At 42.1% G+C, this 18684-nt stretch carries 13 protein-coding genes; 5 read left to right on the forward strand and 8 right to left on the reverse strand.

Features of this window, described 5'->3' with window-relative positions; genetic code table 11:
* Positions 1 to 87: 87 nt before the first annotated feature.
* From IPO83_06695 to IPO83_06710, 4 genes are all read right to left on the reverse strand, one after another.
* Positions 88 to 2499 carry a TonB-dependent receptor gene (locus IPO83_06695; protein MBK9730958.1) on the reverse strand — a complete coding sequence of 804 codons (2412 nt, stop codon included), beginning with the start codon at positions 2497 to 2499 and terminating at the stop codon, positions 88 to 90.
* Between the two features lie 6 nt (positions 2500 to 2505).
* A complete protein-coding gene (locus IPO83_06700; GenBank protein ID MBK9730959.1) occupies positions 2506 to 3420 on the reverse strand; it encodes a hypothetical protein in 915 nt (304 codons plus the stop codon).
* A gap of 138 nt (positions 3421 to 3558) precedes the next feature.
* The gene (locus IPO83_06705) at positions 3559 to 4998 is read right to left on the reverse strand and encodes an aminotransferase class V-fold PLP-dependent enzyme (GenBank protein MBK9730960.1); all 1440 of its coding nucleotides are present in this window, start codon (positions 4996 to 4998) and stop codon (positions 3559 to 3561) included.
* 145 nt (positions 4999 to 5143) lie between these two features.
* Complete coding sequence (locus IPO83_06710) at positions 5144 to 6127, reverse strand: NAD-dependent epimerase/dehydratase family protein (protein MBK9730961.1); 984 nt, start codon at positions 6125 to 6127, stop codon at positions 5144 to 5146.
* A gap of 442 nt (positions 6128 to 6569) precedes the next feature.
* Between IPO83_06710 and IPO83_06715 the strand changes: the two genes are divergently transcribed.
* Positions 6570 to 8288 carry a DUF4397 domain-containing protein gene (locus tag IPO83_06715; GenBank protein ID MBK9730962.1) on the forward strand — a complete coding sequence of 573 codons (1719 nt, stop codon included), beginning with the start codon at positions 6570 to 6572 and terminating at the stop codon, positions 8286 to 8288.
* A gap of 156 nt (positions 8289 to 8444) precedes the next feature.
* Here IPO83_06715 and IPO83_06720 read toward each other — a convergent pair whose 3' ends face one another.
* Entirely contained in the window at positions 8445 to 9704 is a 1260-nt protein-coding gene (locus tag IPO83_06720) for a hypothetical protein (protein MBK9730963.1), read from the reverse strand.
* Positions 9705 to 10024: 320 nt separating this feature from the next.
* Positions 10025 to 10816, reverse strand: a complete 792-nt coding sequence (locus IPO83_06725; protein MBK9730964.1) for a M48 family metalloprotease — start codon at positions 10814 to 10816, stop codon at positions 10025 to 10027.
* A gap of 583 nt (positions 10817 to 11399) precedes the next feature.
* On the opposite strand from IPO83_06725, the gene IPO83_06730 reads away from it, so the two are divergent.
* Positions 11400 to 12842 carry a hypothetical protein gene (locus IPO83_06730; protein ID MBK9730965.1) on the forward strand — a complete coding sequence of 481 codons (1443 nt, stop codon included), beginning with the start codon at positions 11400 to 11402 and terminating at the stop codon, positions 12840 to 12842.
* Between the two features lie 52 nt (positions 12843 to 12894).
* On the opposite strand, the gene guaB is transcribed toward IPO83_06730, so the two are convergent.
* Positions 12895 to 14364 carry an IMP dehydrogenase gene (gene guaB, locus IPO83_06735; GenBank protein MBK9730966.1) on the reverse strand — a complete coding sequence of 490 codons (1470 nt, stop codon included), beginning with the start codon at positions 14362 to 14364 and terminating at the stop codon, positions 12895 to 12897.
* A 233-nt stretch (positions 14365 to 14597) separates the two neighbouring features.
* On the opposite strand from guaB, the gene IPO83_06740 reads away from it, so the two are divergent.
* The 3 genes from IPO83_06740 (at position 14598) to IPO83_06750 (ending at position 16903) form a co-directional block, all read left to right on the forward strand.
* Positions 14598 to 15470 carry a WG repeat-containing protein gene (locus tag IPO83_06740; protein MBK9730967.1) on the forward strand — a complete coding sequence of 291 codons (873 nt, stop codon included), beginning with the start codon at positions 14598 to 14600 and terminating at the stop codon, positions 15468 to 15470.
* Positions 15471 to 15849: 379 nt separating this feature from the next.
* Positions 15850 to 16284, forward strand: a complete 435-nt coding sequence (locus IPO83_06745; protein MBK9730968.1) for a L,D-transpeptidase — start codon at positions 15850 to 15852, stop codon at positions 16282 to 16284.
* Between the two features lie 136 nt (positions 16285 to 16420).
* Complete coding sequence (locus tag IPO83_06750) at positions 16421 to 16903, forward strand: nuclear transport factor 2 family protein (GenBank protein MBK9730969.1); 483 nt, start codon at positions 16421 to 16423, stop codon at positions 16901 to 16903.
* Positions 16904 to 16978: 75 nt separating this feature from the next.
* Here IPO83_06750 and IPO83_06755 read toward each other — a convergent pair whose 3' ends face one another.
* Positions 16979 to 18628 carry an aryl-sulfate sulfotransferase gene (locus tag IPO83_06755; GenBank protein MBK9730970.1) on the reverse strand — a complete coding sequence of 550 codons (1650 nt, stop codon included), beginning with the start codon at positions 18626 to 18628 and terminating at the stop codon, positions 16979 to 16981.
* Between the last annotated feature and the right edge of the window lie 56 nt (positions 18629 to 18684).

Below are 18684 nucleotides of genomic sequence, written 5' to 3' on the forward strand. Positions count from 1 at the left end.
AATCCGGGTGATGGTAAATAGCGATTGTCACCCTTTTGATAGCGTGCAATAAGTTCTTCCATATTCTAAAATGCAGGATTCTTTGTTTCAAATATCTGCCCTTAGCTGTAATGCTATGGAGCGCATCGATTCAATCTTCACCGGCCGCAAAGAATATTCAAGGTTAAAAATGTTATTAGCCACAATGGCAATGTGATAATTTTTTTTGATAACATAACTGAGACGCATATCCGTAACCCAGGTGCCGTTGCTGTGAACTTCACGGTAGTTGGTAATGCCTGTTGGTAAAAATCCGGGGCGATCGAGGTCATAAAAAGTCTGATCTATGTTTTGCATGAAGCTGTAATAGCGTTCGCTGGCACCGAAAGCAAATGATTTCCAGGAAACTTCCGCGTCAATCTTAGCTATGTGCTGAAAGCGGTATTTCAAAATGTAGTTGGTGGTATCGGAACTGGTGGAAATATAACTCAACGGTTTGGGTATAAATCCTTCTGAAGGGTTATCTACCGCATATTCAAAATGTGGTTCTACTGACTGTGGCAAAGTGTAAGTATATCCGGCGATCACAGTGAGCCCGACAGTGGAAGAAAGCTGACCGTCACCTGTTAAAGACAAATCAATACCTCTCACTCTTGTATGACCTGTGTTCACAAACTTAAATCCTGCTTTCCCGGGTTCCCACAATGCATAGTTGTACTCAATCGTGTTAAAGTATTCCTGCCAGAAAGTTGCAAGATCAATGAAGCCCATGAATTTCGCAATCCTGAATCCCTGTTTGATACCAACTTCTGCATTCCAGCTTGTTTCAGGTTGAAGATCGGGATTGGGAAATACAGTAATGCCACCTACAGAAGTGCTGATGTATTTTTCCGTGATGGTGGGATAACGGTAACCTTGTCCATAGGAGAAGCGGAGAAAAGAGCTTTTCGCCAAATGTAAATTGGCACCTAAACGTATAATAGGCTTCACTGTATTCTCTGTCGCATTAATCTGAAAGTATTCTCCGCGAAAACCGAGTGAGAGATTTAACACATCCCAGAATTTTTTGTCAAGCTGCATGAACAATGCATAATTCTGCAAGTGATTGTCAGCCTTTCCGCTGCTGGAATAAAGTGCTGCATGCACGAAATTCTGGTTGGTTACAAACCCGGCTGTGACATGCAACATACCAACATCAGTGAGTTCTTTTGAAGCTGTGTATTCGAAGTAATAATTTTCTGACTTTGTAGATTGCGAGTTGGAATTATCGGTATCGGTAAAATAGAGTCTCGATTTCAGTTGATGATGTAATCCTGATGGAGTGAAGTAAGTGATGTACGGATCAAGATAAAATTGCCAGGAATCTGATATGGTCATGGTGGATGGAAAAGCGCGGTAAATTTTTGCACTGTCGTCGCCCCACACCAATGAAAAATTGGAATGTTCCAGCATGGCATTGCCATTGATACCCATCGAAAGTCCGTCAACATTTGCAGGACGGTAACGAAAATTAAAATTGAAACGTCCGGAACGGTCGCCGATGTCGCTGTTGCTTAAACTGTCCTGTGAAAAAGGCAATGTTGGGTCAACCACAGGCGGACCGATGTAGTTGTGATCATATAAAATCTGACCGCCGAGAATTACATCAAACAGTTTTGTTTTCATCGCATGGTTGATGTTCAAACCCGAAAAATTCGCGGCACCAGTCCACCACTTCGCAGCGCCATTGGAAGGTGCGCTATAAAATCCTGTGTACAGGCGGATTTTTGTTTCGTGAGGTTGCGTTGGATAAGAGGTGAGAAAGTTGATGGTGCCACTGAGTGCGGAAGAACCATACAATACAGATGCAGCGCCTTTGATCACTTCCACCTGGTTCAGGTTTTCGATGGGAATAAAACTCCAGTTGGTTCTGCCGGCATCGCCGGTAAGAATGGGAATGCCATCAATCATAGAAAGTACGCGTGTTCCTACTCCAAAAGCAAAACCACTGCCGCCACGGATTTGTGGTTCTTCATCCAGAATATTTAATCCGGGAACTTGTTCGAGTGCCTGCGTAATATTGGTCGTGTTTCTCGATTCAATGATTTTGGGTTTCAGCAGTTCCATGGAAACTGTGATATCTTCCAATCGTTGCTCGTACTTACCTGCTGATACCACAATGTTGTCGAGCACTTTTGATTCCATCTTTAACAGGATGTTATACTCGCTGGTTTTTCCGGCTTCCATTACTACCGTGAAAGTATCGCTGACATAACCGAGGTAGGAGCAAACCAATGTCTGGTTGCCGGACGTAAGCAGCAAGGTGAATTTACCTTCATTATCTGATGCGGTGCCGATTGCTTTTGATGAAAGCAAAAAGATGTTGGCACCTATCACTGCATCACGCGATTGTTCATCCAGCACCAGTCCTTTCAAAGTGCCGGAAGACTGACTGAAAGAAAAGGAAGGGATTAATATACAGGATGCTATCGCTACAATTTTGACGATAGCAGTAATAGATAATAAAAAGGTGCGTGTCATGCAGAATTATTGTTGCACGATTATTTTCTTACTCAACTGGATGGAACCGTCATCACCAATTACTATACAGGAATACATGCCATTGCTTAAATGTTGAAGTGTGAAATGTTCAGATTCATTTTCTACCGGCAAAGATGCCTGCAATGCACCGATCGTATTATACAATAGTAATTTTGATTTTAAATGTTTGGGATTAGAAAGCAGTATTTCGTTTGTTACCATTGTATTGATCAGTTGCATGCCTGAATTGCTTTGCACTTCATGAATGCCTGTGGTGAAGAGCAATGAAACATCGTCTACGAACAACGTGCTTCCCGGAATTGCGTCGTATCCGTTGCCTGACGAAATGAGCCACCTGGAAAGGTCTGGTGTTTCAGAAGAAAAATATTTCACCGGAGCAGAGAAGCGGGTATAGTTGGAAATGGTGGCTCCGATTTTTAAAAGTGCAATACCGATCGTATCGCCATTCGGGGCAAAAAGGCTGAATTCAATAAAGGTGGAATCGCCGCCGACCGGTGCGTATTTAAACCAGCCGGAGATGCTGTCCGGACGTTCATGATAGGTAATGCCCCCTACGTTACCATAAGGAGGAATGGTAATCAGGTTACCGGTAGTTATAATACCGTTTGCAGTATCAACAATAGTCCCAATATTTACATAATAAGAAACCAGCTTCACTGCATAGCTTCCTGAATGAGCGTCCTCTGTGCGTTGACAAGTGAGGATATTAATGATCGCAGTACTTGAATCAAGATTGTCCCAACTGTTGGGTATAAAAAAATTGCCGAAGAAATTTACTGCTGTCCAGTCCTCAAAACCCGCATTGGGTGTTGCGTTTTGAGCGTTGGAGGAAACCGGAGCAAAGACAGTGACTAAATAAATCAAAGTGCACAGAAACAGGTGAGGTAATTGTTTACGCATAGCGTTGTATTTGGTGAGCAAATCTAAGAAAAATGATGAAGGAATATGGGAAAGCAGGTTTGGGAAGTGTGATGAGGACTAGATAGCATTAAGGAGGTAAATGCCATTATACGTAGCTCCAGATGTTTCGTGCAGATTTTATTGCTTATTCAACAATTGTACTTTTTCTTTCAACACAGCAAGCAACAGATCAATCGTTGACAAATGCGTTCTGAAAGAAACGATGGCGGCACGGAGCGTAAATTTTCCATCGAGAATGGTAGACGAAATAAATACACGACCGTCTTTCTGTACTGCTTCTACCAGTTGCTTGTTAAAGGCATCGGCATCACCTGTTTCCGGAATATACCGATAGGTGACTACTGACAACTGTGGCGCTGCTCCCACTTCAAACCCAAGTTTTTGAACTTCTTCATAAAAATATTTTGCAAGGAGCAGCTTCTCTTCGAGACACGCACGGAAAGGTTTTAGTCCCAGTAATTTTAAAGGCAACCAGAGTCTTAACCCACGGAAATGTTTGGTGAGTTCAGGCGATACATCAGCAGGCGATACTTCTTCAGTGGCCTGCAAGGTATCCTGCATGTAGTTGGCAAAATAAAAGTGAGACGCATTCAGTTGCCTGGGATCCTTTGCCAGCAATACACCAGATCCATAGGGTAGAAACAATGACTTATGCGGATCAATCACCAATGTATCTGATTGCTCAATGCCTTTTAGTTTTTCTTTTCCTTCAGCAGTGAGCATAAAAAATCCACCGTATGCGCCATCGATGTGGTACCACAGTTCATGCTTCTTTGCTATGTTTCCGATATCATCCAGCGGATCAATAGCGCCGGTATCTGTTGTGCCGGCAGAAGCGACCACTAAAAATGGAAGCAGTCGGTTAGTTTTGTCAAGCACAATCATTCTTTCCAGATCATCTGCTTTCATCCGGTAGCGCTCATCTAATGGCACATGCCGGATAATGCATTCTTTAAGACCTGCTATACGGATGGCTTTTTCAATGGAGTGATGTACCTGAGAAGTAATGTAAATAACAGCCTTTTCAAAGTCACGTGCTTTGATCATGGAAGCGTCACGCGCACATACAATACCCATCAGGTTTGCTATACTTCCGCCTGATGTAAGATTACCGATAGCATTTTGAGGGTAACCCATCAGCCCGCTCATCCATTGTATGAGCAAGTTTTCCATTCTCACGGCACCTGGTGAAGCGAAGTAAACACCGGCATAGCGGTTGAATACATCAGCCAGATAGTCACCTAATGCAGCATAGTAAATACCACCTCCGGGAATATAACCCAGATGACCACCGGAAGCAGGATTGAGCCCTGTATGATCAACCTGACTTTTAAGGATAGCAAGCGCCAATTCAATATCGATGGGCTCTTCACTTACAGGAAATGAAAGCAGGCCTGCACCATTTTCATCATTGACTTCGAACGCTTTTAGTGTTTCAATATGGTTGATGAAGTTCTCCGAATAATCAATCACTTTTTTTCTTACGACATCACGCTTACCGGCTACAGGTTCCAGTAACCGTGAAATTTTTTCCAGCGCTTCAAGTTGTGATATCATAAAAAGTCGTTAGTCCAGTGTCGTCAGTCCTTAGTCATTGCCATTCTTAATTGGTCATTGATAATTAGTCATTGGTGATTGGTCATTCGTCATTTTTTCATTGGCACCTTACAGCATTGGCACATTGGCACATTCTTCATGCTGATTACTTAAGTCTTATTCCCATTTCATCCATTTCATAAAGCAACGTTTCTTTAAGTCCGACTTCCAAAGCGCGGGGTGCATATCCTAATTCTTGTTTAGCCTTTGTATTATCGCCAAGATATGTATGTCCTGCTGTCACCTGCAGTGTTTCAGAAGCATACAATTCCGGCAACGGTATTATTTTTTCAATAACGGAAGCGATGCCTGCGCTGATATTAAGCACAGCGGGAGAGATAAACATGGGTGATTTGATGCCGGTTATTTTTTCTGCGATTTGGTAAGCTTCCCTCAGCGTATGTGAAGGTCCACAGATAATGTAAGTTTCTCCCGGCTTTCCCTTTTCCATCGCAAGCCAATGTGCGGTAACAATATCATCCACATGAGCCCATGAATAAGCGGTTATTTTGGGAAGCATTGGTAATTTTTTCCGGAGATAATCGCGCAGAGAATCACCGCTCATGCTGGTATCGCCCGGTCCATAAATCAATCCGGGCATTACGATCACAAGCGGTAAGCTTTGTTGAATAAACTCTTTGGCGATATGGTGCGCTTCGGCCTTGGTACGATCGTATTCACTTAGATGCTTACCAGAAAACTGAAAAGATTCATCACGCAACTGACCTTGTGTATCAGAATTAACGGCCAGTGTACTCGTGTAAACTCCTTTTTGAATATTGAGTTCTTTCATTAGCTCCAGCACGTTGCGGGTTCCATCGATGTTTATTTTTTGGCCGGGTGTTTTATCACGCACGCCGATCTTGTACCAACCGGCAATGTGAAACACGCCATCGCAGCCACGCATCGCTTCCCGCATACTTTCTTTTTCCGTCACATCACCTTTCACAACGGTAATGCCGATGTCACTCAGATCTTTTGCCTTTTCAGGATTGCGTACAATGGCGTTCACTTCATGATTTTTGGAACGGAGCAACCGCACCATTTTTCCGCCAACAAATCCGGTAGCTCCGGTAACAAAGTATTTCATAGGTTGTTTGTTGGACGAAAAATAGATAAATAAATTTTAGGGTATCGAACACATATGACGCCTTTGGAGGCAAGTTTTGTAACCGCGGCCCCGGCTATACTAATAGATAGCTGGTGATTTTTAACACGCCGATTTCTTAAGTAGCATAAGCTTTTATCACGTCAGCTTCTTCGTTGCTAATTTGTCGTGTACCTCAGCCGCCTGTGCAGTTAAGCAGTAATTAAGCTGCTAAAAAAATCAGCATCCTTTTAGTGTAACTATTGGACCTCAAGAGCCGGTTGTTTCTCTCCGATTCCTCTTTCGAAATTATTACCTGCCGCAAATTGTCATACGATTGCCATATTGTTTAATGTTTTAATTCAAATGTTAAACAAAATGGTGCACTCGCAGTTATACTGCGAATAATTAATCAATCAATCAAAAACTAAAACCAATTTTTACCATGAAACGAATAAGCATTTTCCTATCCGCCTTGTTGCTTCTTACAAGTGTCAACCTTTTTGCAACGGCGCGTTTACAAGTAATCCACAATTCAGCAGACCTTGCAGCTACTACAGTTGACGTATGGCTGGACAATACGCTGCTCCTTAATGATTTCAATTTCCGGACAGCTTCACCATTTATTGATGCGCCTTCCGGAGTTGCTTTTAAAGTGAGTATTCAACCTGCAGGCAGCACAGATACTATAAATGCCTTGTTTACAAAAACTTTTACACTGGCTGCCGGAAAAACGTACGTGGTGATTGCAAATGGTATCGTAAGCCCGACAGGATATGCACCGGCAACACCTTTTGATTTGTACGCTTATGACATGGGTGAAGAAACTGCGACTCTTGCAGCTAATACTGATGTAATGGTATTTCATGGTGCAACTGATGCGCCTACAGTAGATGTAAAAGAAGTGGGCGTTGGGGCCGGCACTGTAATAGATGATCTTTCATACAGTGAGTTTTCCGGATATCTTGCCTTACCTACCGCTGATTATTCATTACAGGTGCGCGATGCGCATGGCATCACTACAGTGGCGCAATATGACGCTCCACTTGCAACACTGGGCTTGAATGGTGCTGCGGCCGTTGCACTGGCATCAGGATTTTTGGATCCTTCCGTTAACAGCAATGGTCCTGCATTTGGAATTTATGTGGCACTCCCGACAGGTGGTGCGTTAGTTGCGCTTCCTTCAGCAGCAATATCAACCGCTCGTGTACAGGTGATTCACAATGCAGCCGATGCAGCAGCAGCAACAGTAGATGTATGGTTGAATGATACAAAGCTGATTGACAATTTTGAATTCAGAACGGCCACTCCTTTTATTGATGCACCTGCAGGAGAAAACTTAACCATCGCCATCAAAGATCAAAATAGCACAAGCGCTGCAGATCCGATAGCTGCGTTTAATTATACCCTTACGGGCGGTGCTACGTATTTGCTTGTTGCCAATGGTATTGTAAGTGCAACAGGTTATTTTCCTGCACCGGCCTTTAACCTGGATGTGTTTGCAACAGGTCGTGAACGTGCAATAGAAGCGGTGAACACAGATGTTTTAGTGTATCATGGTTCAACGGACGCGCCTACAGTAGATGTAGTGGAAACGGGAGCTGGAGCTGGCACAATTGTGAACGATATTTCCTATTCACAATTCGCCGGATACCTTGAATTACTCACAGCAGATTATAAACTTGATGTGCGGGATGAAACAGGTACAACAACAGTTGCCACCTATGAAGCCCCTCTTGGCACACTTGCTTTACAGGATCAGGCACTTACTGTGCTTGCTTCCGGATTCCTCAATCCGGCCAACAACAGCGATGGTGCTGCATTTGGTTTATATGTGGCATTGTCTGCTGGTGGAGCATTGGTGCCTTTACCATTAGCTACCGGAATAGATGATGTTGCAGCAAATGTGAATGGCGTAACCCTGTTTCCCAATCCTGCGAGTGACGACGTTAAATTGCAATTCAATCTGGATTTGGCGAGCGATGTTCGTTTGGAAGTTTACAATGTATTGGGTTCAAAAATATTTGTGAAAAATTTAGGAATGAAAGCGGCAGGATCTTACGATGAGATAATCAATGTGAATCAGTTTCCCGAAGGCCTCTATATCAGTAAAATTGTGGCCGGTGCGGATGAACAGGTTTCAAGATGGGTGGTGAACCGGTAAAACGGAAGTCATCATTTTCTAAAAAAGGGCATCATAGCGGATGCCCTTTTTTTTACATGACATGCCTCATCCTGAAATAAGTTGACACAAATCATTGCATTAAATACCGCTTTTAAAACTTTACTTCATCAGTATATCAAAGTGAAAATATCTCTCTTACCAAACACGATGCTTTATTGCTCTTAAATTTATTATCCGGCTACCTGTCATGAGCGTGATGAAATAAATTCCATCCATCCAATCAGCATTGTTGATGGTAATTATGTTCGACCCCGGAAAAAGTTTTTGCGAGTTGTTGCAAACAATTTCACCGAGCTGATTACAAACCTGATAGCTGCAGAATAATTCTTTATTGCTTTCACAACTTATATTCAACCTGCTGCTAAACGGATTTTCCAGTACAGTGGCAGAAAATTCCTGTGATAAACTTTCTATCGCAATCACTTTTGAATAACTGCAACGGTTGTCTGTGTCCACCAACTTCAGACGGTAAAAATCAATTGCATGGAGATTCGAATCATCGTAAAAAGTATAGGCTGACTGGAGCAACGAATTTCCCGCAGCTTTGATTATTCCGGTATTGTAAAAAGTTTTTGCATCCTCACTTTTTTCTATCTCAAAATGATCGGAATTGATTTCGGAAGCAGTTTTCCAATCCAGTCGGTTTTTTATGCCGGTTCTTTGGCCTGAAAAGGACAGGAGTTCAATAGGAAGCACGATGGATGCCTTCACTTCAACATCATCAATAAAATAATAGGCTGCATCATTTCCCGGCCCATGGTACGTGTGTGCGGTAGCGACGTCACTTCTGAAGTTACCGATGGTAATGTATTGATAGGCGGCTGTTGCGGTATAATAAAAAGTTAGTAGTTCCCATCCTGAATTCCAGATCTGCGTTGTGTTTTCACATTGTGGTATAATGTTAATATGCTCATGATTAAACTGTGTCAGTGGTGAAGATGAAAAGTTTACTGCCAGTCCGTTGCAACCGGTACCATCATAAGCATTGGCTCCGTTGGAAACATAGAACGAAATTTCATACAATTGGCCGATCACCAGTGGAACAGTTAGCATTGTAGCAAGGTATTCTCTGAAATCAGCCGTGGAAGCGATGTAAAGTGCAATACCCATCACAGCATTTCCTGTGTGTGCATTGATGGTTCCAAAAGTTGTTGTCGGTAACTTTACACCTGCTACTGTTGCATTAGCATGAAGGTAATCCGGAGTTGCATAGGGGAAAACAAAAAATGGATACATGTTTACGTTGTTCCAGGTAGTGCATTTCGACCATTCACCGTAACCAAGCGGCATTCCGGAATTAGTTTCAAAGCTGTTGTTGGGAACCAGGTTTTGCGCGAACATAATTTGCGAAACAAATAGAAAAACTACTGAAACGATGATCACTGTCAGTTTCATTGCAGATCGTTTGATCTTCCGTCATGTATAATTGACAGCTATAAAAATAGACAGTACAGATTCAGCGCTGTCACTCTTTCTTACTCAAGAGGTTAATTTCTGATTTGAGCTGGGTAATGAATGGATTCAAATAAATCGCGGGTAAATAATTAATAGCTCAGGATTGATTTAAAATCGAGCAGGAAGGTGGTCAGTTGGCTAACTGTGCTCTCACACCACCTTGTATAGTGTTCGATACACGGCGGCTTATTAGAAAGGTTTTAGCTGGCGTTCAGTCTTTGTCTATTGAACTTAAGTCAGCCTGTTTTACCACTTAATAATTAGGGAAGTAAATCCAGAAAGTTCTGGTAGGCCTCATCATACGTTGCAGATCCGGAGCAACCGAGTTCTGATTTAGTAGCTGTAATATCTTCCACCCTGTTTCCCGGATCAGGATGGGTACTTAGAAAAACAGGAACATCACCGGAATTTCCATCAGCAATCAACTTCTCAAAAAAACCTGCTGAGCCTGCAGCATTGTAATCTGTTGGGCAAAGGTAAATCACTGAATATTCATCAGCTTCTGTTTCATCTTCCCGACTGAATTCAAGGAAAGCCAGGCTTGCAGCGATAGATGCATAGTCGTAAGCACTTCCTGATAAGAGGATGGAGAGCAGAAAATCCACGCCATAACTCGTTGTCAATTGATCAGTGGTATGCCTGCGGTCCGCATGCGCCATTTCATGTCCCATCACTCCGGCAAGCTGGTCTTCTGAATCAAGATATTTTAACAGTCCGGTATAGATATAGATATAACCGCCTGGCGTACAAAAAGCATTTACGGTATTATCGTCCTTGATAATATGCATCTCCCAGGCGAACTCATCTTTGTAGAAAACCTTCCCCGCGCCTAAAATCTTATTGCGGATATTGCTTACATAATCATAAGCTGCTGCATATTGAACCGAATCAAGCAACGGATAGGTAACAGGATCACTTGCTATTTCTGTACTCACCTGTTTGCCCAGTGCAATATCATCTTCAATTGAAAATATATTGATGCTGTTATCATCAGGATTATTGCACGAAACTGCGATCACTATCAATGCTGTTATCCAATATCTGAATTTCATTGGTGTAATTTTAAAAGAGCATTGACAACTATTGTTCCCAAAAAATGATTGGTAGTTTACCTGGTGCTATAAAAAAAGAAAAGCCGTTCCGGTTTCGGAACGGCTTTGAAATAAAGTACCATTTAATTCATCATTGCTTTTCATAACCTTTTTAAAGGTTGGTGTTCATTAGCAGGAAATTAATCCTGAGGTTATGAATAACATTTTAAGGTAAGCTTTACTTCACTTTGGGTTTTGCACAGGCGATGTAATCAAAAGTAAAATGATTGTCCATGCTTGGGTGGGGGTTTGGAAAAATGAATTGAAAGGTTTGATTCTCAATTGTCAAATTTGTTACACGATGCAGGTAAAAAAACTGACGCTGCAAGTTATTGGCAATACACGAGAGAGTACTTATTTTTATGCATAACTTTAAGGCTGCATTCTTTGTTTTCAAAAGCGAAGAACATTGCTTTAAAATGAATGTAATCAATGCTTTACACTACTCACTTCTTTGATTCTGATGAATTCACACGATCAACTTTTTGAACTCATTAAGTCTTTATCCAAATCAGAAAAGGGATACTTTAAAAAGATAAGCTCAGTGCATATCAAGGGAAAGCGGAACAATTATCTGCTTTTATTTGATGCCATTGATAAAATGGATAAATATGATGAGCGTATCCTAAAGAAGAACTTGCATGGTAAGATTACTTCTCAGCTTTCCTTCCTGAAGCATTATTTGTATCATCAATTGCTGGAGGCGCTTGATCAGTATTATCAAAGCAGCAATGTGGAGATCAACAAATTAATTTGCAAGATAGAGATCCTGCATAAAAAAGGACTGGTTGGGCAAGGCCGGAAATTGCTGGATAAGGCGATGGCATTCGCAGGAAAAAAAGAAAAGTTTTCGTACCTGCTTCATCTAACAAGCCTTCGCTATGAATTCCTTGCTGATGAGGAAAACAAAGAACGCATTCAGTTGGAACGGGAAGTACTGAACAACAATTTAAAAGACCTGAGAAAAAAAATAGATAACCTCTACGAATACTATCAACTTCGTATTGAGCTCAACCAGTTGCAGGCTGCAATTGGTTACGCAAGAAACGAGGAGCAGGTGTTGAAGTACAAATCGCTGTTGCAACATCCCTTACTTGCATCGGAAAGTGTACCCTTGTCCGGTTCTGCGAAATATCATTTTTATACGCTTCGTGCCATCATTCAGAATAGTGGTCATGAGTATGAAGCCGCTTATGCTTCTTTACAAAAAACAGAAACGCTGTTTCACGAGTATCCGGCATTATTTGAAGAAAGTGTGTCTGCCCGAATAAAAACGCTGCAGCGCAAATCAATAACGGCAAGCACGTTGGGCAGGTTTGACTTGTCAATGAAAGACATTGACCAGATGCGCTGCCTGAAAGCTGTTCATGAAAAATACCGTGCCCTGATATTTCAATATGGCTTCCATCAGGAATTTCTCATCTACCTGCTAACGGGAAAATTCCAGGCATTGATTGAAAGGGTTCCGGCATTCTACGAGGAATATCAACTGCATGGACGTAGCATTGGTAAAACATTCGAACTCCAAATGTTGCAGCGGATTGGCCAGGCCTGTTTTATTGAAGGAAAATTCGAAGATGCCATGAGTTGGATTAACCGGGCGATTAATACAACACCTTCTTCCTTTCTTGCAGATGTAGTGAATGGAATTAAGATTGATGAGATTTTAACACATTATGAATTGGGCAATCTCCGGATCGTCCGTTCGAAAATAGCTGCTGCCGAAAAATATCTTCGCTTAAAAAACAAATCATATGCTTTCGAAATGTTTCTTCTGTCGTTTCTGAAGAAGTTGATAAAAATCAAAACAGAACAGGAGAAGAAGCAAGCCTGGAAAAAGGCGCAGGCATTCATGACAACTCATTTCAATAGCCACCAGGACGCACTTCCAGTAAAATATTTTTACATCAATGGCTGGATAGAAAGTAAAGTGAAAAACGCCTCACTGTCCGGAATTCTGAGAAAGCAGGTGAAAAAATCTCAATAACAGGTAAGGCGAAGCTAAAGCCGTAACATTTTTAAATACGCTGCAGCAAAGACTACCTGCTATAATTAGGTGCTTCATTCGTTATTACCACGTCGTGCACATGGCTTTCGCGAATACCAGCGGTAGAAATTTTTACAAAGCGTGCATCCTGCAACGACAGAATGTTCCTGGCACCGGTATAACCCATTCCTGCGCGTAATCCACCAACACATTGCACCATCACTTCTGCCAACGTACCTTTAAATGGAACACGCCCTACAATTCCTTCCGGCACCAGTTTTTTAATGTCATCTTCAGCATCCTGAAAATATCTGTCCTTTGATCCTTCGTGCATGGCTTCCACAGAACCCATTCCCCGGTAAGATTTAAACTTTCGGCCTTCAAAAATGATAGTTTCGCCCGGCGATTCTTCAACTCCCGCAAACAGGGAACCTGCCATCACGGTATCAGCGCCTGCTGCAATAGCCTTCACAATATCTCCTGTATAACGGATGCCTCCATCCGCAATCAGTGGAATATTATATTTTTTCAAGCCCTGAACTGCTTCCATGATTGCCGTAAGTTGCGGCACACCTGCGCCGGTTACAATGCGAGTTGTACAAATAGAACCAGGTCCCACGCCCACTTTCACAGCATCTGCGCCTGCTTCGGCCAATGCCTGTGCACCTTCCCTGGTAGCCACATTACCTGCGATTACTTCAAGTCCCTTGAATTGCTGCTTTACTTTTTTCACAGCATCGAGTACCCCTTTTGAATGACCATGGGCCGTATCAATACAAATCACATCCACTCCGTTATGAATTAATGCCGCAATGCGTTCGAATATATCGTTGGTAACACCTACTGCAGCACCTACCAGCAATCGACCATATTTATCCTTGCAGGCATTGGGATGACTCTTCAGTTTTAAAATATCACGATAGGTGATGAGACCCTTTAATTTACCTTTCTTATCAACTACAGGAAGTTTTTCCACCTTATAATCCTGCAGAATGCCCTCGGCCTTTTTAAGATCCATGCCTTCCGGAGCGGTTATCAGCCGGTCTTTCGTCATTACTTCCGAAATTTTCCGCTTCGTGTTTTTCTCAAACCTCAGGTCCCTGTTGGTAAGGATTCCTACCAACAAACCTTGTTTATTCACGATAGGAATACCACCGATCTTATGCTCTTTCATTATGAGCAAAGCCTGGCCAATTGTTTGATCCGCTTCGAGTGTAATCGGGTCGATGATGAGACCACTTTCACTTCTTTTTACCCTGCGTACCGCCTCAGCCTGCCGTTCAATGGACATGTTTTTATGCAGGATTCCAATGCCTCCCTGGCTGGCCATCGCGATGGCCATTTCCCAGTCCGTAACCGTATCCATAGCTGCAGAAACTACCGGAACATTAATAGTAATATTCCTGGTAAGTTTTGAGGTTGTATCCACTTCGCGTGGCAACACCTGAGAATAGGCAGGTAAAAGCAGCACATCATCGTAAGTTAGTCCGTCTAACAATATTTTGGAAGCATTTGCCGGCATATTTGTAAGGTTTAAAAAAAGTTTGGCAAAGATAGCACTTCATAGTTTACGTGGAAGCAAGCTGTGACCGACAGTTGCATCTCAGATGGTTAGCATACTTCTCATCAGGCAGACTGGCATTTTATTCTCACCGACACTTTGAGAGAAAAAAGAGGATTTTTTAATCATCCGGTGAGCGATGATGGTAATTATCGAAACTATAAAGATATTTGCGCACTGAAAAAATGAATGGTATGAACAAATTACTTCTTGTCTTCTCGCTGTCACTTTCTTTTAACCTACCGGGAATCGCCCAGCAATTGGAGACTTTTGAATCAAACGGGAAATACGGAATGAAGGAATCTATAAGCGGAAAGGTGATCATGGCGCCCAGGTACGATGAGATTTATATTTTCTCAGAAGGTCTGGCAATCGTTACGCTTGATGAGCAATACGGATATGTAGACAAGACCGGTAAAGAAGTGATTGCGCCGCAATATGCAGAAGCCACCTCTTTCTCTGAAGGTCTGGCCAGTGTTTCTGATGGAACAGGCTGGGGATATATTGACAAAACCGGTAAAGTTGTATTACCATTTGAATATGATGAGGCCAATCCATTTAATGAAGGTCTCGCTTTTGTTGCCAAAAATGGTTCGTCCGGAGCCATTGATAAAACAGGCAAAGTGATTATACCATTGATTTACGATTACGGGATGTCGTTTTCTCAGGGATTAGCCGTTGTGGAAAAGGATGGCTTTTCCGGTATTATTGATCTTAAAGGCAATTTTGTAGTTCCTATGAAATACCTCGAAATTGACGATTACTCACAAGGTCTTGCATCGGTTAACAAGGATAACAGATGGGGATTCATTAACCGTCAAGGTCAGGAAGTGATAAAACCGGAATATGACTATGCCTCCCCGTTTTCGGAAGGATTGGCCGCTGTAATGATTGCTGAAAAAGGAGGTTATATTGATTTGCAAGGGAATATCGTAATTCCACTTATTTATGATAAGACGGGCACTTTTTCGGGAGGACTCTCTATGGTTGAAATGAATGGCAAACAGTTTTATATTGACCGGAAGGGCAATTGCGTAGAGCATGATGGTCTGCCTTGCGGCAAATAGTTCCGGACTGCTCTTGCAGGGAAGATATTGTTCCTTGTATCAGATCTATATATTGTGGCAATTAATTTCCATACAATTAAAATTTACCTGCAGTCTTCAATGTATTGTCTTTTAAATTCTTTTCGCAAACTGCATCTTAGATTCTCCTTTACTATGAATGACAGGTTTTTCCAATTAAAATTTTCGCGATAGTGTTTCGTTGATGGCACTTATGAATATACTTTCATTGCTGCCGTTCCTTTTTTTAACTGCTTGCACTAACGAAAATACGGTCACTCATGTATGGTCAGCTATGGTTGCTCATACGGCTGAGGTTTCATCACAGGAAAAAAGATCAATCATTCAATTTCTTGATTCTATACATTTCCAATCAAAGGAGGTGTTCATTTTTCTTGATAAGAGTGATTACCGGCTTTTCCTATTGCAGGATACTTTATTCCTGAAGGAATATGCGGTGGTGTTGGGATCAAATGCCATTGATGACAAGCTGAGACAAGGAGATGGTTGCACACCGGAAGGGATATTTTCTCTTCGTGATAAATATCCTCATAGCAAGTGGAATAAGTTTATGTGGATTGATTATCCGAATGATGATTCAAGAAAAAAGCAGGCAGCAGCAATTGCCGCTGGAAATATTGCAGCGGGAACAGCGATCGGTGGAGAAGTGGGCATTCATGGTGTGCCGGCAGGAATGGACTGGCTGATTGATCAGCAGCGAAACTGGACGCTTGGCTGCATATCACTCAGGAATAAGGATGTGAGTGAAGTATATGAACGGGTGCAGCAGGGAACCAGGATAATTATCAGGAAATAAAAACGGGTTCTGCATAAAGGTCAGAACAGACTATTCACTTAAGAAGCACTATACTTTTTTCCTTTATTTATTGTACATCCTTTATAATGCGCTCTTCGTCTAAAAGATTTAATCCGCATTTCACAATCTCCGAAGTATGAAAAACACTTTACTGATCATCAGTATTTTCTTTTTAAACCCAGCCTGCACTTCGCACGTTACGCAGCAAAGCACCGAAAAGAATACGTTGAATATTGATTCGATGAAAATGGTGTTGATGGAAACAGATATTGCTTTTTCAGATTTGTCATTACAAAAAGGAACACATGAAGCCTTCATCAATTATGTAGCTGATAAAGGTGTATTGTTAAGGCCAAATCATCTGCCTATTATTGGAAAAGATTCTGTGCACTCCTATTTATTTGCAAAACCGGACACTGCATTTGTACTAACCTGGCAGCCACTATTTGCAGACATTGCTGCCTCCGGTGAATTAGGTTATACGTATGGCACTTATAAATTCAAAATTAAAAGCACAAATGAATCCGAAGCAGGAACTTATGTAAGCATCTGGAAACAGGATACCAGCGGCCATTGGAAATATGTGCTGGACACGGGAAATTCAGGATTATTGCCATGAATTAAGAGATCACTGATGCACAATAAACTCATATGCAAAAAAATTTGCCGGGAGCAATTGAATTTATACAGCGCTTCACAAAGCAATTGCTGTGGTCTTCCACAGATAATTTCCCGTTTCATCTTTCAAAGTGATGATAATCATTCCTTGCTGCTTGTTAAACTCAATCCTGTGATCCGAAGAAGATAAAGCATCCATGTTTTTTTCTTCATACAAAAGTCTGCCGGTAACATCATGAATCTGCAGCAATGCATTTTGCAATGCAACCGGAATATGAATGTTAAAGTTATTCCGGAATGGATCCGGATAAACAGTAAATCGCTGCTCATTGAAATTGATCGAAGCGGCAGCAGTAGGCAAATTTTCACATAGGTAAGGATTAGGATTCAACTCGAGTGGCTCACCGGGAATAAGGATCTGACCGGCCAGTCCGGGATCATCAGCTGACAGGTAAGTGACCCGGAAACAGGAATTCTTCAAGGGCAGATTTCCCTGTGAAGTGCTGCCATTCAAACCAATCGGGTTTACATATTTCCAGAGGTTGTTACCGGGACTGTCGATCTCGAGAAATGTTCCCGATGTAGCATTGCAGATGATGGTATTCCCATTCGGGAGTCGTTGTGCGCTGCCCATTACCAAAGAAAAGAGGGACGACGTGGGATTAGCTGCATAGATCCAATCTTGTGCAAGTGGCAGATACGATGAATCCACTGCAAGCGGATAATTGTTGTTGATCATCGGTGGAAGTTTAAATGTTTCCACTGTTGAATAATCAATACCCGGCCTGCCAACTCCATTGTTGAACAACAAGATTTCATTATTATCATCTGAAATCCAGTGTGGATGGTGTTGCTGAAATAGTTTTTTATCGTCTACCGTACCTCGGTCGTAATTTTCAGGATTGCCCCAACGGTACATTAAATCGCCACCATGCCCTGAATTTCCACCTTGGTGTGATGAGGCTTCTGCGAGGGTCGTGCTGTGATCGATAATAATAATCTCATCGAGGTTGTGGCAACTGACCATGAGTTGATCGAGTGTTGCATTGTAAGACAAAGCATTCAAGTGCAGCCAGTCGGGTTGTTGCGTAGTGAGCGTTCCGAGATTGATGTCGATCAGTTCGGGATGATCTTTTACCACTCCATAATTTAACTTGGTGCTATCTGCATCCTGTATCAAGTGGTCCCAGGCGCGCCATTGCCACACAATTATTCCCGAGTCAGTGCCAACCGGCTGTATCTCCACAATTTTATCAGACCACATTTTGGTTCCAAGTGTTACACGTCCATTGTCTTGTGCATCCGTGCTGGTGTGATATTCCCATGCAATGGCAATGATATTTCCATTCGGCAATTGAATGGCATCATGATGCTGGCATTGTTCACTATCAGATATCAGATAAGACCAAAGCAGTGAACCATTCCAGTCAAATTTTTCCAATATACCTCCCTGACCTCCACCTGGAAATTGAAAGTTATCAGTATTGCCGCAGCGAAGCAACGTGCCATCATTGAGCAGGTAAACAGCAAGGCCAGGATCATAAACGCTTTGCCACTGATGTATTTGTTTGCCGCATTTGTCAATAAGGAAAGTCGTTTTATTGCTCGAAGGTGCAAACAACACATATCCGTCAGCAGCACCGGGATTACTATAAAACCAACCTACACTTTGAGCGTTGGCTGTTAATGAAAATGCACAGAAGAGTAAAATTAATAATCTGGTCAAGGTGCGATTTTTAAAGATGGAAATAATATTCAGACAGAAATCACGCTGAAAGAATT

It is taken from the genome of Chitinophagaceae bacterium, assembly GCA_016717285.1.
Classification (GTDB): Bacteria; Bacteroidota; Bacteroidia; order Chitinophagales; family UBA10324; genus JACCZZ01.

Bases quoted from the DNA above. Each gene is read 5' to 3' on its own strand.
- IPO83_06710 (MBK9730961.1), bottom strand. From the start codon at position 6,127: ATGAAATACTTTGTTACCGGAGCTACCGGATTTGTTGGCGGAAAAATG.
- IPO83_06740 (MBK9730967.1), top strand. From the start codon at position 14,598: ATGAACAAATTACTTCTTGTCTTCTCGCTGTCACTTTCTTTTAACCTA.
- IPO83_06750 (MBK9730969.1), top strand. From the start codon at position 16,421: ATGAAAAACACTTTACTGATCATCAGTATTTTCTTTTTAAACCCAGCC.
- IPO83_06715 (MBK9730962.1), top strand. From the start codon at position 6,570: ATGAAACGAATAAGCATTTTCCTATCCGCCTTGTTGCTTCTTACAAGT.
- IPO83_06725 (MBK9730964.1), bottom strand. From the start codon at position 10,816: ATGAAATTCAGATATTGGATAACAGCATTGATAGTGATCGCAGTTTCG.
- IPO83_06705 (MBK9730960.1), bottom strand. From the start codon at position 4,998: ATGATATCACAACTTGAAGCGCTGGAAAAAATTTCACGGTTACTGGAA.
- IPO83_06720 (MBK9730963.1), bottom strand. From the start codon at position 9,704: ATGAAACTGACAGTGATCATCGTTTCAGTAGTTTTTCTATTTGTTTCG.
- IPO83_06700 (MBK9730959.1), bottom strand. From the start codon at position 3,420: ATGCGTAAACAATTACCTCACCTGTTTCTGTGCACTTTGATTTATTTA.
- guaB (MBK9730966.1), bottom strand. From the start codon at position 14,364: ATGCCGGCAAATGCTTCCAAAATATTGTTAGACGGACTAACTTACGAT.
- IPO83_06695 (MBK9730958.1), bottom strand. From the start codon at position 2,499: ATGACACGCACCTTTTTATTATCTATTACTGCTATCGTCAAAATTGTA.